At 69.1% G+C, this 23,810-nt stretch carries 19 protein-coding genes; 11 read left to right on the top strand and 8 right to left on the bottom strand.

Annotated features, from left to right (window positions below):
- A partial coding sequence (locus tag VGE38_RS11760) for a SelB domain-containing protein (RefSeq protein WP_331142734.1) occupies positions 1 to 674 on the top strand: 674 nt, incomplete at its 5' end.
- Between the two features lie 3 nt (positions 675 to 677).
- Here VGE38_RS11760 and VGE38_RS11755 read toward each other — a convergent pair.
- Positions 678 to 836, bottom strand: a complete 159-nt coding sequence (locus tag VGE38_RS11755; RefSeq protein WP_331142733.1) for a hypothetical protein — start codon at positions 834 to 836, stop codon at positions 678 to 680.
- 118 nt (positions 837 to 954) lie between these two features.
- Between VGE38_RS11755 and VGE38_RS11750 the strand changes: the two genes are divergently transcribed.
- Positions 955 to 1,632: a hypothetical protein gene (locus VGE38_RS11750; protein ID WP_331142732.1), complete on the top strand. Its 678-nt coding sequence runs from the start codon at positions 955 to 957 to the stop codon at positions 1,630 to 1,632.
- An 882-nt stretch (positions 1,633 to 2,514) separates the two neighbouring features.
- Here VGE38_RS11750 and VGE38_RS11745 read toward each other — a convergent pair.
- Both VGE38_RS11745 and VGE38_RS11740 read right to left on the bottom strand, forming a co-directional pair.
- The gene (locus VGE38_RS11745) at positions 2,515 to 3,669 is read right to left on the bottom strand and encodes a hypothetical protein (RefSeq protein ID WP_331142731.1); all 1,155 of its coding nucleotides are present in this window, start codon (positions 3,667 to 3,669) and stop codon (positions 2,515 to 2,517) included.
- An 89-nt stretch (positions 3,670 to 3,758) separates the two neighbouring features.
- Positions 3,759 to 3,917, bottom strand: a complete 159-nt coding sequence (locus VGE38_RS11740) for a hypothetical protein (protein ID WP_331142730.1) — start codon at positions 3,915 to 3,917, stop codon at positions 3,759 to 3,761.
- 432 nt (positions 3,918 to 4,349) lie between these two features.
- Between VGE38_RS11740 and VGE38_RS11735 the strand changes: the two genes are divergently transcribed.
- The 6 genes from VGE38_RS11735 (at position 4,350) to VGE38_RS11710 (ending at position 16,104) form a co-directional block, all read left to right on the top strand.
- Positions 4,350 to 5,594, top strand: a complete 1,245-nt coding sequence (locus tag VGE38_RS11735; protein ID WP_331142729.1) for an exonuclease domain-containing protein — start codon at positions 4,350 to 4,352, stop codon at positions 5,592 to 5,594.
- Positions 5,595 to 5,709: 115 nt separating this feature from the next.
- Positions 5,710 to 11,592: an anti-phage protein ProA gene (gene proA / locus VGE38_RS11730; RefSeq protein WP_331142728.1), complete on the top strand. Its 5,883-nt coding sequence runs from the start codon at positions 5,710 to 5,712 to the stop codon at positions 11,590 to 11,592.
- 35 nt (positions 11,593 to 11,627) lie between these two features.
- Positions 11,628 to 12,404 carry a hypothetical protein gene (locus tag VGE38_RS11725; RefSeq protein ID WP_331142727.1) on the top strand — a complete coding sequence of 259 codons (777 nt, stop codon included), beginning with the start codon at positions 11,628 to 11,630 and terminating at the stop codon, positions 12,402 to 12,404.
- A 15-nt stretch (positions 12,405 to 12,419) separates the two neighbouring features.
- Positions 12,420 to 13,712, top strand: coding sequence for a DUF6884 domain-containing protein (locus VGE38_RS11720; protein ID WP_422656613.1), 1,293 nt, complete (start codon positions 12,420 to 12,422; stop codon positions 13,710 to 13,712).
- Positions 13,713 to 13,743: 31 nt separating this feature from the next.
- The gene (locus VGE38_RS11715) at positions 13,744 to 14,973 is read left to right on the top strand and encodes a hypothetical protein (RefSeq protein WP_331142725.1); all 1,230 of its coding nucleotides are present in this window, start codon (positions 13,744 to 13,746) and stop codon (positions 14,971 to 14,973) included.
- A 303-nt stretch (positions 14,974 to 15,276) separates the two neighbouring features.
- Positions 15,277 to 16,104, top strand: a complete 828-nt coding sequence (locus VGE38_RS11710; protein ID WP_331142724.1) for a DUF5067 domain-containing protein — start codon at positions 15,277 to 15,279, stop codon at positions 16,102 to 16,104.
- Between the two features lie 239 nt (positions 16,105 to 16,343).
- Here VGE38_RS11710 and VGE38_RS11705 read toward each other — a convergent pair whose 3' ends face one another.
- Genes VGE38_RS11705 through VGE38_RS11690 form a run of 4 tightly spaced genes read right to left on the bottom strand, consistent with a single transcriptional unit; the run spans position 16,344 to position 18,939 of the window.
- Positions 16,344 to 16,766: a type II toxin-antitoxin system VapC family toxin gene (locus VGE38_RS11705; RefSeq protein ID WP_331142723.1), complete on the bottom strand. Its 423-nt coding sequence runs from the start codon at positions 16,764 to 16,766 to the stop codon at positions 16,344 to 16,346.
- Positions 16,763 to 17,002, bottom strand: a complete 240-nt coding sequence (locus tag VGE38_RS11700) for a FitA-like ribbon-helix-helix domain-containing protein (protein ID WP_331142722.1) — start codon at positions 17,000 to 17,002, stop codon at positions 16,763 to 16,765. Before VGE38_RS11700 ends, VGE38_RS11705 begins: the two co-directional genes overlap by 4 nt.
- Positions 17,003 to 17,035: 33 nt before the next feature.
- Positions 17,036 to 18,028 carry a helix-turn-helix transcriptional regulator gene (locus VGE38_RS11695; RefSeq protein WP_331142721.1) on the bottom strand — a complete coding sequence of 331 codons (993 nt, stop codon included), beginning with the start codon at positions 18,026 to 18,028 and terminating at the stop codon, positions 17,036 to 17,038.
- Between the two features lie 2 nt (positions 18,029 to 18,030).
- Positions 18,031 to 18,939 carry a WYL domain-containing protein gene (locus VGE38_RS11690; protein WP_331142720.1) on the bottom strand — a complete coding sequence of 303 codons (909 nt, stop codon included), beginning with the start codon at positions 18,937 to 18,939 and terminating at the stop codon, positions 18,031 to 18,033.
- 969 nt (positions 18,940 to 19,908) lie between these two features.
- Here VGE38_RS11690 and VGE38_RS11685 point away from each other — a divergent pair.
- Positions 19,909 to 21,525: an FMN-binding glutamate synthase family protein gene (locus tag VGE38_RS11685; protein WP_331142719.1), complete on the top strand. Its 1,617-nt coding sequence runs from the start codon at positions 19,909 to 19,911 to the stop codon at positions 21,523 to 21,525.
- Between the two features lie 75 nt (positions 21,526 to 21,600).
- On the opposite strand, the gene VGE38_RS11680 is transcribed toward VGE38_RS11685, so the two are convergent.
- Positions 21,601 to 22,248: a fasciclin domain-containing protein gene (locus VGE38_RS11680; RefSeq protein WP_331142718.1), complete on the bottom strand. Its 648-nt coding sequence runs from the start codon at positions 22,246 to 22,248 to the stop codon at positions 21,601 to 21,603.
- Between the two features lie 257 nt (positions 22,249 to 22,505).
- On the opposite strand from VGE38_RS11680, the gene VGE38_RS11675 reads away from it, so the two are divergent.
- Complete coding sequence (locus tag VGE38_RS11675) at positions 22,506 to 23,105, top strand: ECF RNA polymerase sigma factor SigK (protein ID WP_331142717.1); 600 nt, start codon at positions 22,506 to 22,508, stop codon at positions 23,103 to 23,105.
- Positions 23,105 to 23,803 carry an anti-sigma factor gene (locus VGE38_RS11670; protein ID WP_331142716.1) on the top strand — a complete coding sequence of 233 codons (699 nt, stop codon included), beginning with the start codon at positions 23,105 to 23,107 and terminating at the stop codon, positions 23,801 to 23,803. Before VGE38_RS11675 ends, VGE38_RS11670 begins: the two co-directional genes overlap by 1 nt.
- Positions 23,804 to 23,810: the final 7 nt, after the last annotated feature.

The raw sequence follows: 23,810 nt of genomic DNA, 5'->3' as shown, positions 1-23,810 counted from the left end.
TGGCCTCCGAGCTGGAGCGGCGCGGCGTGGTGGCCGCGGACCTGCTGCACCGGATCGGCGTGCCCACCGAGGCGCTGCCGGACGGCACGGTCGCCGCGGCCGACTGGCTGATGTCGGGGCGTCGGGCCGACGAGGTGGCCGCCGCGCTCCGCGACGCCGTGGCCGAGCACGACGCGGCCCATCCCCTCGACTGTGGAGTGCCGCCGGCGGCGCTGGCCGCGCGGCTCGGCCTGCCGGTCCCGGAGCTGGTGGTCGCCGGCCTGCGCCCGCCCCTGCGGCTGCACGAGGGTCGGGTCGTGGCCGGCGAGGCACGGCCGTCGCTGCCCCCGCACATCGAGCGGGCGGTGCAGGCGATCGAGCGGGACCTCGCCGAGGCGCCGTACGCCGCCCCGACCGCCGACCGGCTGGCCGAGCTGGGGCTGGACGACCGGTCGTGCGCGGCGGCAGCCAAGGCCGGCCAGCTGCTGCGGGTGGCCCCGGGGATCGTGCTGCTGCCGGGCGCCGACCGGCAGGCGGCCGAGTGGCTGGCGGACCTGCCGCAGCCGTTCACGACGAGCGAGGCCCGACAGCGGCTCGGCACCAGCCGACGCGTCGTACTCCCCCTGCTCGACCACCTCGACCGCGCCCGGCTGACCCGGCGCCTGCCGGACGACCGGCGTCAGGTCGTGGGCTGAGGGTCAGCCCTCGGCGAGCCCCATCTCCTCGCCGGAGCCGGCCTCCGCGGCCAGCCCCTCGCCGTCGGCCTCGGCATCGAGCTTCTCCTGCACCTCGGCGATCTCCTCGCGCTGGGCGTCGGGGTCGGGCTTCTCGGGGCTGGTGTCGCCTGTCTGGCTCATGGCGTCCTCTCTCGGCGTCGGATCGGGACGTGCGCCGGGCGCACCTCATGGCGGTACCCACCGCTGGCCAGCGCCCTCCCCCGCGCGTACGCCGGAGCCGGTGGCCTAGCGTGGAGCCGTGACCGACCTCAACGCCGGCGACTCGCTGGTCCCCGCCCAGCTCAGCCCCTGCGTCGGCGGACTCCTCCGCACCTGGACCGAGAAGGGCACCCAGCTGTGGTCGGTGCCGGACGAGGCGCTGCTCGTGGCGGCCCAGGGCACCGGCGTGCTCGCTCGCGCCGAGCGCGGCGAGAACCGCTTCCGCGAGGTGGCGCTGCTCGACGACGAGAACGCGATGCTCCTGCTCGAGCCGCGCTTCCCCGACCGGGCGGCCGGTGAGGAGTTCTCCTTCGAGCCGCAGTTCGTCCGGCTCGCCCCGGCCGGCGAGGTGCGCAACGACGCGCCGCAGGAGTTCGCCCGCGCGATTAACCAGGCGGTGCGCCACGTGGCGTCGACGTTCGAGTACCTCGTCATCGAGGTCGGCGGCTGGGACGCCCCCATGGAGCCGTACGCCTTCTTCGCCCTCCACGTCGACGACCAGGACCGGCAGCTCTCCACCATCGAGGTCTCTCCTGTGCCGCAAGGCAGCAAGCTCTGGGAGCCCCACGCTCGGCCGGGGTCTTCCGATGCCTCGATCAGCGCTCCCGTCTCCGAGGAGGCCATCGACATGGCGGCCTACTACCTCGCCGAAGGTGTCGTCGGGCAGGAACTGTTCCCCTGGGATGTCGCCTTCACGTTCGGGGTGCGGGAGCAGTAGAGGGGGCCGCGTGGCGCGTGCACCAGCGCAGCGCTGTGAGTGCTGCCGAGCGACGCGCCCTGCTGAGGCCGCGCTGGAACGGCACGGTGTCGGACATTGCCGCCAGAGTGCCCGTGTGTGCGTCTCGTCGTCTGAAACTGCTGCGAGCGGTTCGACCACAAGTACCCCCACCTCCGCGCTCTCAACTTCGATGTCGCGGTCGTCAGTGAGGCCGGACCATTCGGCCCACCACTAGACTAGACCCGCGAGCTCACCGCGGTCATAGAGCTCGCGGGCGAGAAACCCGGGCATACCAAGCACCTCGCCGTGCTCGCCCAACACCCGTGGCGCGTCGCGCCGCTACCGCGCCCTGCGGAAGCCGCGGCTGCTGCCGGCGCAGGCGGGTGGACCGATTGGCTTCGTCGTGCTCGCCGTGTGGGCGTCAGGAGCCGAATGGGCCGAGACTGCCGTCCTGCGCCTCTCAGACCGCGCGCGTCGTCGCCGAGGTGCCCCCAACGACGGATGGCTCCATAGTCATAGCGGGCGACGTAACGCCCCGATTGAGCACGCTTGTGCGGGCACACAAGAATCGAATGCGGCCATGCTCGCTACGCTAGGACTGGTCAGTGCGTACGCCGATGCACGGGGCGACCACAACGCCTTGGACGACCCACCCTCTACCACCAGTGGAAGCGCGAGCGCAGATTCCATATTGCCCACGCCTTCATCCCCGCAGCGTGGGCGGAGGGTGCGACCGTCCAGTTGGGCAACTACGACGAGTGGATGGCCACCGGTCATTCCGACCATGCGACAGCTAGCCGCCGATCTCCACCACCCTGTCTCCCGAGTCTAAAGGTGCCGATCCCACTTGCGCGGGGCTCCCGAACGGCATGGAGGAACGGGTCACCATTCGAAGCCGGTCTTCGAAAGCTGCTCTCCACCCCACTGCATCGCTGGCGCGTAGAGATTGCTGGCGGGGTCGATCATGTGCCGAGCATTTGCAAGGCCGCTGTCATCCATGCGGTCGTGTTCGCCTTTGATGACCGCCTCCGCGAGTGCTCTTGCCTGGCCCAGCGGCAACGAGTCAACCCCTCCGACGACACTCAAGTCGTTCAAACCACCGTGATCGGCGGTCAGTTGCTTGAAGTCGTCGGTGATCCCGACGTAGGCGACAGTGCCGTCAGGCGTCCGGCCCACGTACGCGACGTACTCGTTCTTCCCGCCCTCCAGGGTCTCGCCGAGCTTGTCCAAGTCATCGCCGAACAGCTCGTCAAGCAGCCTGTCCTGGTCGAAGGCGGACCAGCCCCGACTCGCGACGGCGTCCCAGGCCATCGAAGCGGCCACCCCAGCGGCCTTGGCCGCGCCAATCGCCTTCGCCGCTGCCTTCACCTTTCCGCCGCCGGAAAGTTTGTCCGCTCCGTCGAGCGTGAACTTCAGCGCCCCGAGTGCGGCGTTGAGCGCGGCGCGCCAACCGCGCTGGTCGTACGCCATAGGGGATGACCCGCGCTCCCTCTCCTCCTTGTCGGAGTAGGCGTCGCCGTCCGCGTTGTCCACGAGCGGGTCGGAGCCGAAGTCGAGCTCGTCTTCATCGAGCAGTTCGTCGCCGTCGCTGTCGTCAGACTGCGGGTCTGTCCCCAGGAAGTACTCGTCGCCATCGGTGACTCGATCCCCGTCGGAGTCCTTCAACCCGGGATCCGAGACGCCGCGGTACACCGGGCGCGTCTCGGTTGCCGATATCAGCGCGCCTGCCTCTTCGCCATCGGTCAGGCCATCCTTGTCGCTGTCGGCCGCTTTGGGGTTAGTGACAAACGTGTCACCAGCCTCTGTCGTCACGCCGGACACCTCGACCGCGTCAGGAAGCCCATCCCCGTCGGCATCTGTCTTTGGGTTGTCGACTTGGGCGACCCAGTCGTAGGCGGCGTCGAGACCGTCGGTGCCCATCGCAGCACCAACCGCGACCAGCGCCACTACGACGACTCCGGCTAGGGCGACGGGCCGCCTGAGCCGGCGCGACCCCGTTTCGTTGGGCGAAAGATCATCGTGGGATCGACGGGTCACGGCAGGACATTAAGGCGCCGGACAGACACAGCGGAGCGTTACGCGAAAGTTTGGCACGACCCGCAGTTGGCGCAGGTGGAGCATCGCCGTCAGACCACCCCGAGCCGCTTCGCGACCTCCGGGCCGCCGACTACTGTGGCCACCTCCGGATCGCCAACGATCACGAGTGCGTCGGTCGCACGTGACATGCCGATGTACAGCCTCTCCCGCGCGCAGTCGCGGGTGCCGTCCTGGTTGAGGCCCAGCACGGAGGCCGTTGCATCCGAGGACGCGGCCGTAGAGGGCCTCGGCGACCTCGAAATACGTCGCCCAGTAGCCCCGCTGCCCGTCCTGCTCCTGCTGCCTCTCCTGCGTGTAGTGCCGCGAGCCAGAAGTGATCAGGGCGACCCGGCCGGACTGCCAGCTTTCGTCGTCGAGCAGCCGCACCACCTCGTCGTCGGCGACCTCGATCGCATCGTCGACGCCGCATGGCATGAACCTCAGCCCCGGGCACGACCCGCCGCGCGTGCATCCGCCACCGCGCGAGTGGCGCGAACGCCTCGAGGATTCCCGGCGTCGTCCGTGAGCCTGAGGTTCGCAATGAGTACGTCATCAACGCGACTTCCAGCATTCGCGTCACTTATGTCGGCGCTCCGCTTTACGTTTCTGGCGCACTGTTCGGCTATCCCGCAGGAGCGCTCATGACGGGCTACACGGTTATCGACTTCGAGACCACTGGATTCTCGCCACAGAAGCATGATCGCGTCGTGGAGGTCGGCGTCGTCTACGTCGATCCCGACGGCACGGTCGGAGAACGCTGGGGCACGCTCATCAACCCGGGACGCGACATGGGCGCCACGCACGTCCACGGGATTCGCGCCAGCGACGTCCACCGCGCGCCGACATTCGCCCAGATCATTCCTCACTTGCTGCGGGCGCTCTCAGGGCGGACCGTCGTGGCTCACAACGCCCGCTTCGATGTCACCTTCCTCGAGCACGAGTTCCATCGCGCAGGCGTTCCGGTCGCCGCCGGCATCCCGGCCGTGTGCACGATGGAGTGGTCACGGCACTTCGTTCGCGGGGCTTCCCGCAAGCTCGGCGACTGCTGCCGTGCCGTGGGCATCGTTCACGGCCAGGCGCACTCTGCCTTGGGGGACGCGGTCGCCACGGCAGAGCTGCTCGCCTACTACCTGCGAGCGGCTGGGCCACGACCGCCGTGGGGAAGCGTCCTGCTCGCTGCGGCACGACACGCTTGGCCGCCGTACGGGCAGCTGGCGCCAATCCCGATGGCCGACCGACCTCCGACGGACGCGAAGCAGGACGCGTGGCTCGACCGCATCACATCAACAATGCCACGTATCGAGGACACCGCCATCGAGGCGTACGTCGACGTCCTGGAGCGCGCACTCCTCGACGGACACCTGTCCGAACACGAGAAGGACGATCTTGTCGGCGTGGCAGCGCAGTTCGGCCTGGCTCGGGAGCAGCTGGATAAGGTGCATCGGGTGTACCTGACCGCGTTGGCCGGAGCCGCATGGGCGGATGGCGTGCTCTCGGACGCCGAGTTGTTGCAGCTCAGCCAGGTGTCGGCCGCGCTCTCCATCCCGGTCCAGGAAGCGCAGCACATCGTGCGCGAGGCGAAGGAGGCCGCAGCGCCATTCGAGCTCCCGGCGCTTCACCTGGAGGCCGGCGATCGCGTGGTGTTCACCGGCGAGCTCTCAACCTCGCGTGACGCGTGGGTCGAACGCATCGCCGCGCTCGGACTCGAGCACGGCACGGTCACCAAGTCGACGCGCGTGGTCGTCGCCTCCGATCCCGACTCGCTGAGCGGCAAAGCAGCCAAGGCGCGGAGCTACGGCATACCGATCGTCACAGAACATGCGTTTGAGGCTGCCGTCGAGGCCATGGAGCATCGACTCGCGGCGCGTCGTGCCGCGCTCGCGTAGAGACGACCTTTGCCCATTCGCCCCAACCGTCTCGGCCCTCTCCTTTACCGTCTGATGTTCCCCGTCGCGAACGCTGTCCGACTTGGCGTTCCCACCCGAAGCCCAAGGAGCCTTGGTGACAGTCTCGATCTCGTTCTCGGCCCTTGAGGCAATCAGCTACGCCCTCGCACACAATCAACGAAACGTCGTCACCGACGTCGCACTCACGACCTCTGAGGACCACCGCGGCGCCGAGTTGAAGATCGAGATCTGCGACGACGAAGGTCCGGTTTCGCATGCGTACTCGCGCGTCGTCGACCTCGCGGCCGAGCAGGTCGTCAACATTCCTGAACCAGCGGTTCGACTCGACCCAGCCGCGCTTCTGCAGAACAAGGAACGCCGCCCTGGCTGGGTGATCGTCTCCGTCATCGTCGACGGCCAGCCGATCGCGCAAGCGCGAAAGGACGTGTTGATCCTCGCTGGCAACCAGTGGCAGTCCCGTCCCTCCGGGCTGGCCATGGAGATGCTGGCGGCTTACGTCATGCCGAATGACCCCGCCATCTCGTCCCTGCTGGGCGAAGCCACGGTTCACTTGGAGCGGCAGACCGGGCGCTCAGCACTCGACGGCTACCAGAGCGGTGACTCTGACCGGATCGACGCGATCGTCGGCTCCATCTGGGAGGCGGCGCGGGCGCGCTCGGTGCGGTACGCCGAACCGCCCGCCAGCTGGGCGGACCAGGGGCAGAAGATCCGGACACCGGCAGAGGTGCTGGAAGGTGGGCTGGGCACCTGCCTCGACACATCGGTCACGCTCGCCGCGGCTCTCGAGCAAGCCGGAGTCCGCCCCCTGCTGTGGGTCATCAGGGGCCACGCGTTCATCGGATACTGGCGCGTCGAAGGCTCGCTCGACGCGGTCATGTACGCGGACGCGGACGACCTCTTGAATCTTCTCGATGTCGGCGTGATCCGCCTCGTGGAGACGACGATGATCACCGACGACCACGACAACGCCCGGTTCCCGGACACGCACGGCGCCGCCGCGAAACACATCGCGGACCCGACGGTGGTCCAAGCCGTCGTCGACGTCGTTCAAGCCCGCCAGAGCGGCATCCTCCCCCTCCCGTCACGACGGATTCTGAACGACGGGACCGTCCAGATCGTCGAGTATCAGCCTGCCAGCGCTGCGGACCGCAAGCTCGTGATCGAGTACGTCGGCGACCGCCCGTCTGCCGCGGCGGTCGACGATGCACCAACGCGGATCCAGCAGTGGAAGAACTCGCTCCTCGACCTCAGCCTGCGCAACCGGCTGATCAACTACACGGATACTGCCGGCGTCCGGCTGCGCGTGCCCGAGAGCATGATCGGACAAGTCGAAGACCTGATCAGCGCGCAGAAGCCGATCACCTTGCGTCCGGTCGACCAGATCGACGAGATCGACCGAAGCCGAGGCATCGCGGATGCAACCACCTTGCCCGAGGAGCGGATCCGCCAGCTGGTCATCGACAAGCAGTGTCTCTTCACGAACGTGACCGATGCCGCGTACCTGACACGAATGCGCGGCATCGCCTACAAGGCCCGCACACTCGAAGAGGAGACCGGAGCCAACAACCTCTACCTGGCGCTCGGATCCCTCACTTGGTCGCTCGACGGGCGCCAGCTTCGGTCGCCGCTGATACTCATCCCGGTGCGCTTGACGGCGCTCTCGCGAGGTTCGGCGTACCGGATCGCGATCGACGAGAGCGGTGGCAGCACCCCGAACTTCTGTTTGTTGGAGAAGCTGCGCACCACCTTCGGGCTTCAGATCCCGGGTCTGGCGAACCCCGTCGAAGACAACTCGGGGATCGACATCCCAGCCGCGCTCGAAGCGACGCGACTCGCGATCGCCGAGCAGGGCCTCCCGATGCGGGTCCAGGAGACTGCCGACCTGTCGATCCTGCAGTTCGCCAAGTTCCGCCTCTGGAAAGACTTGGACGAGAACTGGCGGGCGCTGATGGCCAACTCCCTGGTCAAACACCTGGTTGAAACGCCTGTCGAGCCGTACGAAGACCCGACGCCGGCCCCGCAGTCAGTGGACCTGGATGCCCTCGACGCCGTCAGTCCCGTGGCAGCGGACGCATCGCAGCTGGAGGCGGTCGCGGAAGCAGTCGCCGGTCGGACGTTCGTGCTCGAGGGCCCGCCAGGCACCGGAAAGTCCCAGACGATCACCAACCTGCTCACTCGCGCTGTCGCCGAGGGCAAACGAGTCCTCTTCGTCGCGGAGAAGCGCGCAGCGCTCGACGTTGTGTCGTCCCGGTTGGACGCCGTCGGCATGGGCATATTCTCACTGGATCTCCACGACAAGGCCTCCAAGCCTGCTGTTGTCAGGGCCCAGATCAAGCAAGCGCTCGACCACGCGGTCGCACTCGATGAACAGGGACTCGCATCCAACGAGGAGGACCTCCGCTCCAGCCGCCGGGTCCTCGCGCGATATGCCGACCGACTCCACGAAAAGAACCCCGTGGGGTTGTCCTTCTACTCAGCGCGTACCCAGTTGCTGACTCTGGGCGAGGATCGGCCGCGGCTCGACGTGCCGGCGTCGGTGCTCGCCGATCCGGCGCTCTACCGCCAACTGGCGGAGACGCTGCGTCACCTCCCAGATGCCGCCGACCTCGCGCGGCCCGCAGCCAACCACCCATGGAGATTCGTCGGTCTCACGTCGGTCGAGCCCCTTCAGGTCAGCGCCATCCGTGACGCCGGACAGCAGGTCGACCAAGCGCTGGGTCGGCTTCGAGCCACGCCAGCTCTGCGGGACCCGCTTCACGCCGCCGCGACCCTCAGTGACCTAGAGGCGCTCGAACGACTCGCCCGAGGCGCCGCCTCCCTCGGCGCGTTGGACGCGACGCGGACCGACTCATGGCGCTCCGCCCGTGACCGGTTCCTTCAGAACCTGGACGCCTTCACCTCGGCGGCGCACCCCGCCCTCGACGTACTCACCCCGTCGGCGCTGGACCTGCCGATCGACCGCATCCACTCCGACGCCCGGGCTGCGGAGGCCGCGGGACTCTTCAGCCGAGGACGGCGTCGCAAGGCGATCGCCGCAGAGCTTGCTCCGGCGATTCGACCCGGCGCGACCGTGAAGCCGCGGCGGGTCTTGGAGCTCACGACTGCCCTGGCACAGCTTCGCGACGGAGTCTGCGACCTGATCAGTCGGGGAACCGCGATCGAGGGCATCGAGCTTCCCGAGGACTGGAACCCGTTCGAACCGGCGGCGAAGGCGACCCTGCTCGCGCAGTTCGATTGGCTGCAGACGGCAGGCACCGCTGTTGACCCCGCCACAGCCAGGCCGTTCACGGCCGCGCTCCGAACCTGGCTCACCCAAGGTGGGTCCGTGCCGGCCGAGACCGTTGACGCACTTCGGTCCCTGGTCGAGTCGTTCGGCACGGTCTCGACGTCGACGGCCGCGGATCCCGAGGAAGTACGCCGTTGGTCGGGCGCCATGGGGCTCGTGGCGCGCTGGGAACAGTCGTCGGCGCGCCGGCAGCTCGATGACATCGAGTTGCTGTCTCTCAGGCGGTGGGTGGCGTTCAACGCAGCCCTGGAGCCTCTTCGCACCGCCGGGATGCATGGCGCCGCGACCGCCCTGGCGGACGGCGAGATCGACGCCGACGACGCTGTCCAGTCCTTCGAGCGTGGAGTGGCCGCGGCCTCCCTTCAGGAGCGGCGCACGGCCGTCGGCATGGACGGCTTCGACGCGCTGGCTCATGACAAGACCGTCGCGCGGTTCACCTCTTCACTCGCGCTCGCGCGCGGGTTGATGACGAGCGTGGTGCCGAGCCGCGTGCTCTCGGCCCGTCCCTTCCAGGCGGCAAGCGGCCGCGGCCGGGTGGGAGAGCTCCAGAGAGAGCTCGGCAGGCAGCGCGGGGGCCTCGGCGTACGCAAGCTCATGCAGAACTACGGCGACCTGATCGTGCAACTCATGCCATGTGTGCTCGTCAGCCCCGACTCGGTCGCCCGCTTCTTCCCGGTTGGCGCGCAGACCTTTGACCTGGTTGTCTTCGACGAGGCCTCGCAGATCCGCGTCGCAGACGCGATCGGTGCGATGGGCAGGGCCCGCTCGGTGGTCGTCGTGGGTGACAGCAAGCAGATGCCACCCACGGCGTTCGCGGAGTCCTCGTCCGACCGCGATGACGATGACGAGGCTCAGGCGTACGTCGTCGACGACGCGGAAAGCATCCTCAAGGAGGCCGTCGATGCGCGCGTGCCGCAGAGGTGGCTGACCTGGCACTACCGCAGCCAGGACGAGTCGCTGATCGCGTTCAGCAACGTGCATTACTACGACTCGAAGCTCTCCTCCTTCCCCGCGCCCGTGAAGGCGTCCGCCGACCGCCTCGCCTCCGGGCGTGGCATCAGCCTGGTCCGCGTCGACGGCACCTTCCAACGCCACGCCAAGGGCAAGCTCCTTCGCACCAATCCAGTCGAGGCGGATGCCATCGTCGCGGATGTCGCACGCCGCTTCGACGCCTCTCCGGACGTTGCCCCGTCGTTGGGGGTCGTGACCTTCAACCAGCAACAGCGGACCTACATCGAAGGCCTCATCCGCGACCACGCCAACGACCGCCTCGCTGAGGCGCTCGACGGCCCCAACGGTGAGGGACTGTTCATCAAGAACCTCGAGAATGTGCAGGGCGACGAGCGCGACGTGATCCTGTTCTCGACGGCCTTCTCGGTGAACGACAAGGGTGTCCTACCGCTCAACTTCGGACCTCTGACGCGCGCCGGCGGCGAGCGCCGTCTCAACGTCGCCGTGACCCGCGCCCGCCGCCAGGTCGTCATCTTCAGCTCATTCGAGCCTGAGCAGATTCGCGTCGAGCAGACTCAGTCTCTTGGCATCGCCCACTTGCGCACCTACATGGAGGTCGCCGCGCGGGGCGCGTCCGTTCTGGAGTCGTCGGGCCGGATCTCCGCGCTGCCGGACCGCCACCGGGACCAGATCGCCGAACGGCTCCGCGCCGCCGGCCTGATCGTCGCGACCGACGTGGGCCTCTCGGACTTCCGTGTTGACATCGCGTTGTTCAAGGACGAGGACCCGGAGCAACCGGCCGTCGCGGTTCTCCTTGACGGCCCGAGCTGGGCGCGCCGCCGAACCGTTGGTGATCGTGACGGGCTGCCGGTTGACGTGCTCGCCAAGCTGATGCACTGGCCGGCCGTCGAGCGCATTTGGATGCCAACCTGGCTGGCTGATCCCGAGGGAGTCGTCGCGCGCCTCCTCGAAGTCACCAAGAACGCGAGGATCGCGGAGCCACCAGCACGGCCGGTCGCACTGAGCGCGTCCGTGTCACCGAACGTCCCTTCTCCCAGCCGCGCCTCGGCAGTTGCAGCACCGGTCAGTGCTCCTGCGCTGACGGTTGATGTGCCGATCCGATCCGTCAGTGTGCTGCCTGCCGCGCCGACGACGCTCCCCGGCGAGACGTCGTTCTCCGCCTTCACGGCCCGTCCGGTTGGTGGCCGCTGGGTGCTTGACGGGCTGCCCGGTCGCACCGAGGCGGACGCGGTCCGGCATGTCATCCGGGAGGTGGTCGAGACCGAAGGACCGGTCCACTTCGAGCGCCTCGCACGTCAGGTCGCGGCGTGTTTCGAGCTGACGAAGCTGACCCAGAATCGGATCGACTCGATCGTGCGCCAGATTCCCGCCGAACTACAGAAGGACCAGGAGCCTTTCGCCTGGCCACCGGACAAGGCCCCCCGGGAGTGGAAGGGTTTCAGGACCGAGGAGGAGCCGGTCCGTCCCCTCGAGCACCTCTCACTCCACGAGCTGAGCAACGCCATGGTCGCCCTGTGTCGGGACGCAGCGGGAATGTCCGGGGCAGAGCTCGCCTCCGAGACGCTCGCGTTGTTCGGCTGGAAGCGGCGGACCGCGGCTGCCCTCGCTCGCCTCGATGCGGCGCTCGAGTTTGCCGTCCGCGAGGGCGAGCTCCGGCTCAGCGGTGATGGACAGCGCTACGAGGTGAGCGGTCCCAGCGTCTCGGGCTCGTCGGTCTGAGCGGGAATCTCTGCAAAGTGTCGGATCGGCAAAGCATGATCGGATATGTGAACGGCGAGGAGCTTCGCAAGCGGGTGGGTAGGCATGCGCGACCTGAGGTGAGAACCCTCGTGCGCCGCGTGGCGGAGAACCGACTCCAACCTGACTCTTCACCAGAGGTGCTCACGTTGCAGCTCTTTGCGTTGTCCTGGGGAGCGCCACTCGGCGATGCGCGCGACTGGGCGGCCTCGCCTGGGACCGCAGCAACATGGCCCGAGGACGCCCTGCGGCTCGAGATTCGAAAGGGCGGCGGCATCAGGTCGCTTCTCGCATTCGTGGACGAGATTGAAGACTGCGTTGCGGCCGTGCTGCTGGGGACGCCGAAGGATCGGCAACCGACACCGAGTACGCCGAGTGCGAAGCGCAAGAAGCCAGCAACCCGCCGTTCGACTCCGGCGACGGGTGGGGCGGGAGGAGCGACCACGGTTGCCCGCCGCAAAGACGAGGCGACACGTTCCGGTCTGCCGTCGCGCCGTGGCGTTGCGAAGTCCGGCCCCGACACCCCCAAGCAGGACGACCAAGCAGCACGCCGACGTTCGCAAGGCTCGAAGACGGTGAAGGCCGCGAAGGCGGTGAAGGTCCGACGCCGGAAGGTCGCCCCGGCGTGGACACCCCACCTCACGCCCGGCCAACGGATCGACGCACTCAAGAAGCCGATCACGAACGTCGGGCCCCTTAAGCCGTGGGTTCCGCTAGCCAGCCGGCCGGAGAAGAGCCATCCTGATCGTCCCGCTGGTTACTCGACGACCGACTGGATCAGCAGCAAGAGTTGACGGGCGGAGTCTCGCATGGCGAACTGGTCCCCACTCCGAGCACGCCTGGCGGACGTAGATGAGCAAGTCACGATCGCCTGGGGCGACCTGGACGACCTCGTGGGCGGCCTCCCCCGCTCCGCATACAACCACGTCGCCTTCTGGAAGGGCGACCGCACCGGCTGGCCCGGCTTCACGACGATCGATGTCCACGTGGGCCGATCAGTGACCTTCGTACGCCGCCAACCCAGAGGAACATCGACAGCCGTCCCTCGACCTTCCACGCCGTCGATGAACGCCTCGAGTCCGGACGTCGTCCTTGTCGGTTGCGTCAGGAAGAAGCTGCCCCACCCGGCACCTGCGAAGGACCTCTACGACTCGCCGCTGTTCGCCAAGGAGCGCACGTACGCCGAGGCCACGGACGCGCCGTGGTTCATCCTCTCGGCCGAGCACGGGCTCGTTGACCCATCGTCTGTCATCGAGCCGTATGACCTCCGCCTGTCGAAGACCCCACGCGCCTACCGCCGAGCCTGGGGCAACCGAGTCGTCGAGCTGCTTGTCCAGGCGTTCGGTCCCTTGGCGGGACGGGTCATCGAGGTCCACGCAGGTTCCGCCTACGTCGACGCGATACGCGACCTGCTGGCCGCCCAGGGGGCGGAGGTACGTGAGCCGCTGCAGGGACTCTCGATGGGCCGGCGCCTGGCTTGGTACGGGAAGGACGAGGCTGACAGCGACCCGCCCACGCCTCCGCCGCCCGCGCCTGAGGTCGATGAGCTGGTCACCCTCCTCGGCACTGACCGCTCAGCTCTGACGCCGGCGGAGTTCCTCGCGACCGGCGGAGCAGGTCTGCGGCATCCCGGCCTCTACAGCTGGTGGGTCGACGAGGCTGGCGCTGTCGACCTCAGCGACGGCCTCGGCGAGCCGGTCGAGCCGGGGCTGATCTACGCCGGCCTCGCCGGGGCGACCAGGCGCCGCAGCGGACGGAAGTCCACCAACACGCTGTGGGGACGGATCGAGGGCATGCACCTCGGCGGGCGGCACGAGTTCTCGACCTTCCGGCTCAGCCTCGGGTCCGTGATCGCGAACGCGAGGGGCGACGCTGAAATCGACGAGGGCGCGCTCACGGCCTGGATGCACGACCACCTCCGCCTTAGGACGGTGGTTGTCGAAGACGCTGATGCTCTAGACGCGCTGGAGACCGAAGTGCTCGCGAAGCTCGATCCTCCGCTCAACTTGAACGAGATGCGACTGTCGACGGCTCGGACGCGACTCTCCGCCCTTCGACGCCGGTTCAACCAGAAGAAGCGGGGAAACCGTGGAGACGCCTGACGGTAAAGCGCTCCCTCAATACGCTGAGGACATGCAGCCCGACGTGCCCCCGACCGACGCGGTCGACTTGGCCGTGGCCGGCGACTTTCTCTACCTGCGCGGCGCCGAAGCCACCATCGAGACGTTGCTTCATGAGGTGTTCCCTGACCGGGACGCCGTCGGGAGCCCGTGGACGACATCCAGCATCGTTTCCGGTGCGTCCGCCGGTGTTGTCGGTGTCGCCGCACTTCAGGTTGGCGAACAGTGCTACCGCCTCACGGCGGACAGCATGGCGAAGCTTGAGAAGTTCGGCCCGCAACTGGACGAGTCGGGCGCTCTCCGAGCGTTCGTCCGAGCGGACACCGGTCGATTCGCTGGGCAGCTTAGGTTCAACGAGGTCGCGTTCGCACCCGAGCAGGCGCTCGCACTTCAGTCGGCCGCTGTGTCACTCGCGCTGCGGACGGCGATCGCCGACGTCAAGGCGGCCGTCGAGGTGGTCGAGCGGAAGGTCTCCGACATCCAACGCCATGTTCGGGCTCGGGAGGTCGGAGAGGTCGTCGGGACGTACCGGACGCTCGAACACATCGTGAGCCGAACCCGAGAGCGGGGACACCTTCTCGAGGCCGACTGGGACAGCGTCGCCGACGCCGGCAGGGACCTGGCCCAGGCACTGGAGACGCTCCGAGCGTACGTCGCCCACAGCGTCGCGGATATCTCCCCCGATTCGTCACTCTCCAAGCGAGCGGAGGCAGTCGCAGCCCTGGCAGACCCCAGCGCGGCGCCGGCCGCCTTCCGTCTGATCCTGGTCGCCGAACAGGCGCTGCACCTGTGGGAGTACCTGCGGATCGAGCGCGTGCGTCAGACGGATCGCACCCACGTCGAGTCGGCGATCGAAGACGCGCAGATCTCGCTGAGGAAGCAGTTTGCGCTCGACTCGGATCTCGTGACCCAGACGCTGTCGAAGGTCGACACGGTGCGAGTGATCCGGCCCCTGGAACTGCAGCCGCTGGCACGGTCGGCGATGGAGCGGGCGTCCGCGACCGTCTTGACCGAAGTCGAGTCCTTCGCCACCAGCGCACGCGTCGATCTGCCTGAGCTCGAGAAGCAACTCACGCGGCCCGGCGTGGCCGAGGCGAAGGTCGCGTTGCGACAAACGGCCCAAGCCGCCGGACATCAAGCGGTCGCGCTGAGTCGGGAGGCGCGGCGTGCCACCACGGAGTCGGTGACATCGTTGACGCGTCGACTCCGGGATGCCCGGGCCGACGAATCCGACCAGTCCTGAGCCCCACCTGCTAACAAGGCCGGTGTCGCTGTGAGCGGAACAGAAGGACACCATCGACGACCACGTCATGCGCCTTGCAGGACCAGCGCGACCACCGACGCCGTCTCATGCGATCGCGCAGACCGCCGCTAACAGCGCCGCGCTCATAAGGCACGTCGGGACCGAATCGACTCGTTGAACCCGATTCAGCGTCCTCCCGAGGGATTCTGTCGGAGGTCCTCACTACACCTGTCCTCGCAATCAACGACTGCGGCTCGGGCCGCGCCCGACTCGACGACGAGTCGCAACTAGACGGAGAACAGCATGTCTGACCCGCACTTTCCCGACGCGCCTGCTGGTGCGACCATCACGGCCCCCCAGGGCAGCAACGGCCTGGCAACCGCAGGTTTCGTGCTCGGCCTGTTGGGCGTTCTAACCTGCTGGATCCCGATCCTGAACGTTCTCGGGATCCTTCTCGGCATCCTCGGGGTCGTCCTCGCCGCAGTCGGCTTCGCCAAGTCGAGGAAGGTCGGCACCGGCAAGGGCCTTTCCATCGCCGGAATTGTGCTCGGAACGCTCGCAGTCCTCCTTGCGGTTCTGATCAACGTCGCGTTCTCCCAGGCCGTCGACGAGGCCCTCGATGGCGACGACGCCGACGTCCCGAGCAGCACGGTCGCGGCTTCGCCCGACTCGGCGGCGTCGAACCGGCCGGCCGACTCCGACGAGTCCGGTTCCGCGGAAGCGACGTTCAAGGACGGCGTCCTCACCACCTCTGACGTGAAGATCGTGATCACCAGTCACAAGGTGATTCCGGTCGGCAAGAAGGGCAACGAGTACGGCGACAAGCCGGTCCTCGCCTTCTGGTACAAGATCACGAACCTGACTGACAAGGACACCTCCCCGATGGATTGGATCTACTACTTCTCGGCGTACCAGGACAACAACCCGAATGCAGAGAACGAGCTGGACGTCGCCGCACTCCCTGACGACCAATACCTGGACAGCCAGACCGAGAACATCAAGAAGGGCGGGACCGTTGAGAACGCGATGGCGTACGAGCTCGACGATAAGGCGACCCCGGTGGAGCTGGTCGCCAACGAAAGCCTCGGCTTCGGCGACGATCTGGGCCGCGTGACGTATCAGCTGAAGTAGCGCCCGGACGCATCGGTCCGCGTCGGCTCGCGACAACGACATAGTCGACAGCGAACTTCCGGGGCCTGCGCGGCAAGCGGTCGCGCAGGCCCCAACGCTCGGGGCGATTGCTGGCGGCCGGCGCAGCACACCCCTACGGCCGTTCTCATGCGTACGCCGGCGATCGAGGTGAACCGTCGCCACGTCCCCAACACGTCACGACCTGGCCGAGCGGTGACAGCCGTCGCCGCGCCCGGCAGTCAACCCTCGTCGAATGGGTTGACCACACGCACGCCTGCCGCGCGGAAGGGGGCGACGTCCCGGGTCGCGACATCGCACCGATGCACTCGTGCGATAGCGGCGATCATCGCATCGACGTCCCCGACCGCCGCGCCCTTCGCACGAGCCTCGGCCCGCAGTTCCCCGTACGCCCGCGACGCCGACTCGTCGAAGTCGAGCACGCGCGTGCCGAACGTCGGCCGGATGCCGTCCTCGAACGCAGCGCTCAGCGCTGCGCGCCGCCGGCCGGCTGGCAGCGACGCGAGTCCGAAGCGGATCTCGGCCAGCGTGATCGCGGTGACGAAGATCGTGGCCTCGGACTGCCTGTCCGCCCACGCCACCACCGACGGATCCGGCGTCGCACGCATCAGCTCCGAGATCACGTTGGTGTCGAGGATGATCACGAGAAGTCGATCGGTTCGGAGACGGTCCGGTTACGCTCGACGTCGAGGTCGAAGCCGCCCACGTCAGCGGCGACCCGCGCGAGGCGAGTACCGAACCCGGCTCCGGAGCCGGCTGCGACCGCCTCGTCCAGGATCCGACGCACCTCGGCCTCGGTGCTGCGGCCATGAGCGGTCGCCCGAGCCTTCAAGGCGCGGTGCGTCTCGTCCGAGAGGTTGCGGATCGTGATCGCGGCCATCCAGACCTCCTGATATCAGTGGTTAACATGATATCAGGACCGGTGGTGGTCGAGTAGCCGCCGGGCGAGCGCCGGTCCCTCGCTGACCAGCCCGGCCGGTGACAGCACCCGGGTCCCATCGCCGCCGGCGAGCATCAGCAGCCCCACCCGCCAGCCGACCGGCTCGAGCAGCTCCAGGTCGGCGATGAAGGTCTCGTCGGCATCAGCGATGACGGCGCTCGACTCGGCGTACTCGTCCAGCGACCAGCGCGCCTGGTGCGGCAACTCCATCCGCACGGACGTCGTCCGCCGCTGCGCGGCGAGCAGCCGGTCGGCATCGCCAGGCGGCTCGAAGGTCTCGTCAAGGACCTCGACCGAGCGCACGTTGGAGAGCAGGTAGCTCCGCAGCGTCCCGTTGTCGCCGACCGGCCCCGCATCGATCTCCCAGCCGCGCACGCTCGTCTGGACGAGCCGCCACGGCTCCACCACCTTCTCGAACACACCCGCCTCCCACTGCCTCGAGTACACGATGCGCACCTTGCGACGCTCGGTCGAGGCGCGCTGCAGGTCGACGAGGTACGGCGGCCGCCAACCCGGCGGTCCGGCCGGACCGCCCGAGCCGAACATCGTGTCGACGATCACGTCGATCGCCTCTTCGAGCGGGTCGTCGCCGTCTGGACCAGCCAGGTCGAGCGCGGCGACGGCGGCCGTGTAGACGAGAGCAAGCTCGTCGGCCGAGAGGTATTCGACGCCCAGGTCGCTCGGCTCGTCGATGAGGCGCACCACGGCGGCGTCGCGCGGGTCGATGTCCTCGGGATCGGTGTCCGAGCTGCTCCACTCCAGGACGTGGCGCCGGGTCAGGCCGAGCAGCCAGTCGCCCGGGTCGGCCGTGTAGTAGGCGAGCAGGTCCTCGCGCAGCTCGTCGGCGGGGATGCCGCACTCCTCGGCGAGCCGCCGCAGTGGGACGCCGTGGGGATGCGCCTTGAGCTGCTCGAAGACGTCGAGCAGGCGGACGATGCGGGCGACGTACTTGGGGGACGCGGGCACGCTCACACCCCCGCCATCTCGGAGAGCTCGGCGATGAGCTCGGCACGGAACTCGTCCGGGCCGACGATGCGGACGCGCTCGCCGAGCAGGTAGAGCCGCGACCGCATCGCGGAGCGGTTGGTGACGACGTACGTGAGGTGCTCGACGCCCGGCGCGACCTCGCGGTGGGCGCTGGGCTCCTGCAGCCACCGCACGACGTCCGGCACGAACTCCTGCGCGACCTCGAGGACCACTTCGAGGGGCGGGTCGACCTGCCAGCGGAGCGGGTGGAGGGCAAGGCGCCCGACGGGCTCGACGCGGTCGGCGGTCCGGGGCTCGTCCGCCGACACCTGGCTCATGCGCCCGACGACGAAGTGCTTGATCTCATCGGCTCCGTCCTCGCGGGCGCTGAGATACCACTGGCTGTTCTGGTGCTTGACGCTCGCGGGGTGGAGCACGCGGACCTTGCCGCCGTAACGGAACCGGAGCACCGCCCGCTGCTGCACCGCACGCAGGATCACGCCCAGCGCGCCGCCCAACTCGCTCTGCTGCACGCTCGCGTCGACCTCCGGCGGCTGCGAGGTCGGGGGCAGGCCGAGGCGCTCGACCAGGTCGTGGCGGTCGGCCATCAGGACGGCGCGCTGGAGCGCTGCCTGGTGGCGGTCGTCGAGGCGGAGCCGCAGCCGGCTGTCGCCGACCCGCAGCCGCCACACCGCCGGCATCCCGACCGGGGCGACGTTGTCGATCTGCCAGCCGTGCCTGCGCAGGTGCGCCAGCTCCCGCGCGAGCTGGTCGGCCGCCGCGTCGCCGTCGAAGCCGGCAACCGCCATCAGCTTCTCCGCCGCGACGCCGGACTCGCCCGCTTCCGACAGCACCGCCGTCAGCCGGACGAGTCGCTCCATCGGCCCGCGCTGGGGCCTCCCCTGTGCCACGGGCTCAGTGTGCCGCCTCGAGGGGTCCGGGCACCGGAAAAACAGCAGGACCGGGTGTCTCACAGAATCGCAGGCCCTACGGCTCTGGAAGCACAGCCCGACGAACGCACCGAGCTCGACGGGGTGCATCCCTGCCCTGGAACTTGTCCACGGTCTCGACCCTGACTCGGCATCGTCGAGTTGCCGCCGTATGAGAGCGACCTAGGCGGCTGCAACCCCATCTAGAACTGCTCAAGCTTCTCAATGTGTCGGAGGTCCCCGCCAATCTCTCGTCCCAAGAGAAAGGGGTTCGTCCAGCCGAACTACTGCGTCAACACCAACGCCCAGCCGAACGGTGACCACGAGGTCCACGACACCAGCTCCACCAAGGGCTGCCTGCCGTCTGCCTGGAACCGGAAGGAGCTCGGGTATCACTCGAGCTGCACCTCCGCGGTGCAGGCCGCGAAGGCGTACTACAGCAGCGCCAACGGGTGCGCAGTCTGCGCGCCGCTGTGCCACACGAGTTAGCGCTGCGATGAGCGGGGCCCGCAGGCGAACCTGGTCTGCGAGCCCTGCTCTTCACTTGGTGACGGCAGCCCGGATGTTTGGCGTACGGGCCGAGGCAGGCACCACGTGGCGGCGGCCCTTCAACGCCCGTTTGGCCGACACCTCCCTCGGGCACCGTGGGTGACCGGCTGATGCCGAGCGGCGCACCCTCCCGGGTACGCCGGCAAGAGAGTTGCGGCTCGGCCGCTTCATCGATCCGAACGGAGTCGAACCATGCTGTGGACCATCCTGATCGTCCTGGCCATCATCGCCCTCGTGCTGTTCATCCTGGGCCGTGCTCGCGGAGGCCGCGGCATCTGATCCGCGCACCAACGCCGACCGGGGCGCCGTCTTCGACATCGAGGACGGCGCCCCGGCGCATTCCCCGCGCATTCCACCAGCCGGAGAAGTGCCCCGAACAGCCACCCTGGGTAACGGCCAAGAGTGAACAAGAAGTGGCTGGCCGCCGTACCCGCGGCCCTGGGCGCGGTGGCGGCCCACGACCTGGCGCAGCGGCGCCATGCGATCCTGCGGAACTTTCCGGTCATCGGGCACGCCCGGTTCTGGCTGGAGTCGATCGGGCCGGAGCTGCGGCAGTACATCGTGGCGGGCAACGACGAGGAGCGGCCGTTCAGTCGCGACCAGCGGCGGTGGGTCTACTCCTCGGCCAAGCTGGAGAACAACTACTTCGGCTTCGGCACCGACAACGACCTCGAGCACTCCGACGGCAACGTCATCGTCCACCACCGCACCTTCGGTCGCGCCTACCCGACCCATGGCCGGGTCGGGCAGGAGGCGCGGCTGCCGTCGGCGAAGATCCTCGGCGGTCCGCGCGGGCGCCGGCACGCGTTCCGCCCCGAGTCGGTCGTCAACATCTCCGGGATGAGCTTCGGGTCGCTCTCGGGCAACGCGGTCGACGCGCTCAACCGCGGCGCGGCCGCCGCCGGCTGCCTGCAGAACACCGGCGAGGGCGCCGTCTCGACCCACCACCGTCACGGCGGTGAGCTCATCTTCCAGATCGGTACGGCGTACTTCGGCTGCCGCGACGACGAGGGGCGTTTCAGCCTGCCGAGGCTTAAGGAGCTCGTGGCCACGACGCCCATCCGGGCACTCGAGATCAAGCTCAGTCAGGGTGCCAAGCCGGGGCTGGGCGGCGTCCTGCCCGGGCCGAAGGTGTCCGCCGAGATCGCCCGCACCCGCGGCGTGCCCGAGGGCGTCGACTGCCTGAGCCCGTCGCGGCACGCGGAGTTCGACGATGTCGACTCGATGCTCGACTTCGTGGAGCTGCTCGCCGAGGAGACCGGCCTGCCGGTCGGCATCAAGTCCGCGGTCGGCGACCTCGGCTTCTGGGAGGAGCTCGCCCCGGCGATGGCGGACGGCCAGCGGGGCGTGGACTTCGTGACAATCGACGGCGGCGAGGGCGGCACCGGCGCCTCCCCGCTCATCTTCACCGACGCGGTCTCGCTGCCGTTCCGGCTCGGCTTCGCCCGGGTCTACGCCACCTTCGCTCGCCACGGGCTGCACGAGGACGTCACCTTCATCGGCTCGGGCAAGCTCGGCCTGCCCGACAACGCGATCGTGGCGTTCGCGCTCGGCGCCGACATGGTCCACGTCGGCCGGGAGGCGATGCTCGCCGTCGGCTGCATCCAGGCCCAGAAGTGCCACACCGGCGAGTGCCCCACCGGCGTCGCCACCCAGAACCCCTGGCTCGCCCACGGCCTCGACCCCGCCCTCAAGGCCGTCCGCGTCGCCAACTACGTCAAGACCCTGCGCCGGGACCTGCTCAAGGTCGCCGAGTCCTGCGGCGTCGAGCACCCGGCCCTGATCGGGCCGGAGTCGGTGGAGGTGCTCGACACCCTCTCCAGCGGCCGGCTGCTCGACGAGGTCTACGGCTACGAGCCCGGCTGGGGCTTCCCCTCCCCGGAGGACCGCGCCGCCATCGTCGCGATCATGGCCGCCACCGACGAGGAGGAGTCCCGCACCGAGGGACCGCCCGAGACCGCCGAGGAAGGGCCAGCCAGCACGGACGCCGCCGGCGACTCCGACGCGCGGGACACCTGATCGCCCGTGACGCACGCAGCGAGGACGCTGCCCGCCCTGGCGCACAGGGCGGGCAGCGTCCTTGGGCGCCCCGACTCAGAGGTCCATCGGCCGCAGCACCCGGTTGATGCCGTGGCCGATCTGCTTGTTGCCCTTGTTGATGTCGACGACCACGACGCGGGGGTTGCGGTCGTTGCGGTCCTGGTCGACCAGGAACACCTTGCCGTCGCGGACCCGGACGGTGATCGTGCCGCCGCCGGCCGTGGTCAGCGAGGCGCCGTCCAGCGTGGCCACCTTCCCCGACCTGAGCGTCTTGCCCGGGACGACGTGGTAGAGCAGCACGGCCTCGAGCGTGTCGACGTCGGCCACCCGAAGCAGCGCGCGGAAGGTGCCCCGCTCGGTCTTCGGGGTCCGGCCGGTCAGGTCCCGCACCAACCGGAGGAAGGCGACGTCCTTCGGGACGAACGCGGTCAGCCGGGTGCTCCCGTCGGCGAGTACGCCGACCGGGCTGTCGGGCTTGGCGGCGAGAACCTTCATGACGGCCTTCTCGACGATGTCGAAGTCGTGCCAGTTGCGGTCGAAGCCCTTGTCCATCATGAGGACGGTGGCGAGGCTGCGGTCGCCCTGTGCGCGCTCGGTCATGGCGGTCGTGGCGGTCGCCGGTGCCGCTGCCAGGGTGGTGCCGGTCAGGGCCGCCATGGCGAGCCCGGCGAGGCCGATCCTGACGTGGTGACGCTGGTTCATGGTGCTGTCCCTCCGAGTCGAAACTGCGGACGGCGGCGCCCTCCCGGACCCCGTCGTTCCTCTGGTCACCCGGGATTCGGAGCGGTCGCCGGACCGGATGGGGGCCGATCGAGGAAAGTTTCCGGCCCTTCCGATCGCACCCCTACGCGCGCCCGACCCATCCGGCCGGGCCACCGCTCCGAACCCCTGCTGGCGCACCCGGTGCGGGAGCGACCGCCAGCCCGACGTACCACTGACGCCGCCGGAGAGGAGTAGCCGTGGACCAGGTCCCGTCCGTCCCCGACGGCGTGCCCGACCCCGGCCCGCCGGGGTCGGTGGACCTCGACGACCTGCTGCGCCGGTCCTCACGGGGCGACGAGAGCGCCTTCGCCGGCCTCTACGACGCGGTGGCGCCCAAGGTCCACGGGCTCAGCCTGCGCGTGGTGCGCGATCCGGCGCAGGCGGAGGAGGTCGCCCAGGAGGCCTTCCTCGAGATCTGGCGTACGGCGGCGCGCTACCGCTCCGAGCGGGGCAGTGCCCTCTCCTGGATGCTCACCATCGCCCACCGACGGGCGGTCGACCGGGTCCGGGCGGCCGAGTCGGCCACCCGCCGCGACGTCGCCTACGAGCAGCGGAACCAGCCGGTCAGCCACGACTCGACCGCGGAGGCCGCGCAGGCCTCACTCGAGGCCCGCCGGGTTCGGAGCGCCCTCGACGCCCTCACGCCGGTCCAGCGCGAGGCCGTCGCGCTGGCCTACTTCGGGGGCTACACCCACACGGAGATCGCCACCATGCTGGACCTGCCGATCGGCACGGCGAAGACCCGGATCCGGGACGGCCTCATCCGGCTCCGGGACACACTGGGAGTGGAGGCGTGATGAGCACTGACATCCACGCGCTGTCGGGGGCCTACGCCCTCGACGCCCTCGACGACCAGGAGCGCGCCGACTTCGAGCGGCACCTGGCCGACTGCCCCGGCTGCCGCGCCGAGGTCGAGGGCTTCCGGGAGACCGCCGCCGCCCTCACTGCCCTGGCGGAGACCACACCGCCGACGCGCCTGCGGGAGCAGGTGCTGGCCGACGCGGCCGTCGTACGCCCGCTCCCCCCGGCGACCGACCGGGCCCGGCGCCGCCGGCGCTGGAGCGCACTGGTGGCGGCCGCCGCCACGGTCGCCGCGGTGGGTGGCGGGATCGTGTGGCAGACCTCGGACCGCCCCGACGAGCCCACCGCCGTCGAACGGGTCGTCGAGGCGCCCGACGCCGAGCGGGCCAGCCAGACGCTGCCCGGCGGCGGCAGCCTCACTGTCTACCGCTCGCTGCGCCTCGGCAAGGCGGCCGTGGAGGTCGAGGGCCTGCCGGCTCTGGAGACCGGGCAGGTCTACCAGATGTGGCTGCAGGACGCGGCGGGGTCGATGGTTCCCGCCGGGACGGTGCCGCCCGGCGTCTCCAGCGCCGCGATGGTGCTGGAGGGCGACGTGGAGTCGGCGGTCGGGGCCGGAGTGACGATCGAGCCGGTCGGCGGCTCCACCGAGCCGACGTCAGAGCCGGTCGCGGTCGTCACCTTCGACCCCGCCTGAGAGCGCG

The organism is Nocardioides sp. (assembly GCF_036405735.1).
Lineage (GTDB): Bacteria > Actinomycetota > Actinomycetes > Propionibacteriales > Nocardioidaceae > Nocardioides.
The sequence above is the reverse complement of the archived record's forward strand: the minus strand, read 5'-3'. Positions and strand labels throughout refer to the sequence as shown.

What these genes read in the sequence shown, in the direction of transcription:
- VGE38_RS11755 (WP_331142733.1), bottom strand. Translation starts at nt 836, where the DNA reads ATGAGCCAGACAGGCGACACCAGCCCCGAGAAGCCCGACCCCGACGCC.
- VGE38_RS11735 (WP_331142729.1), top strand. Translation starts at nt 4,350, where the DNA reads ATGACGGGCTACACGGTTATCGACTTCGAGACCACTGGATTCTCGCCA.
- VGE38_RS11725 (WP_331142727.1), top strand. Translation starts at nt 11,628, where the DNA reads ATGATCGGATATGTGAACGGCGAGGAGCTTCGCAAGCGGGTGGGTAGG.
- VGE38_RS11720 (WP_422656613.1), top strand. Translation starts at nt 12,420, where the DNA reads ATGGCGAACTGGTCCCCACTCCGAGCACGCCTGGCGGACGTAGATGAG.
- VGE38_RS11715 (WP_331142725.1), top strand. Translation starts at nt 13,744, where the DNA reads ATGCAGCCCGACGTGCCCCCGACCGACGCGGTCGACTTGGCCGTGGCC.
- VGE38_RS11710 (WP_331142724.1), top strand. Translation starts at nt 15,277, where the DNA reads ATGTCTGACCCGCACTTTCCCGACGCGCCTGCTGGTGCGACCATCACG.
- VGE38_RS11700 (WP_331142722.1), bottom strand. Translation starts at nt 17,002, where the DNA reads ATGGCCGCGATCACGATCCGCAACCTCTCGGACGAGACGCACCGCGCC.
- VGE38_RS11680 (WP_331142718.1), bottom strand. Translation starts at nt 22,248, where the DNA reads ATGAACCAGCGTCACCACGTCAGGATCGGCCTCGCCGGGCTCGCCATG.
- VGE38_RS11670 (WP_331142716.1), top strand. Translation starts at nt 23,105, where the DNA reads ATGAGCACTGACATCCACGCGCTGTCGGGGGCCTACGCCCTCGACGCC.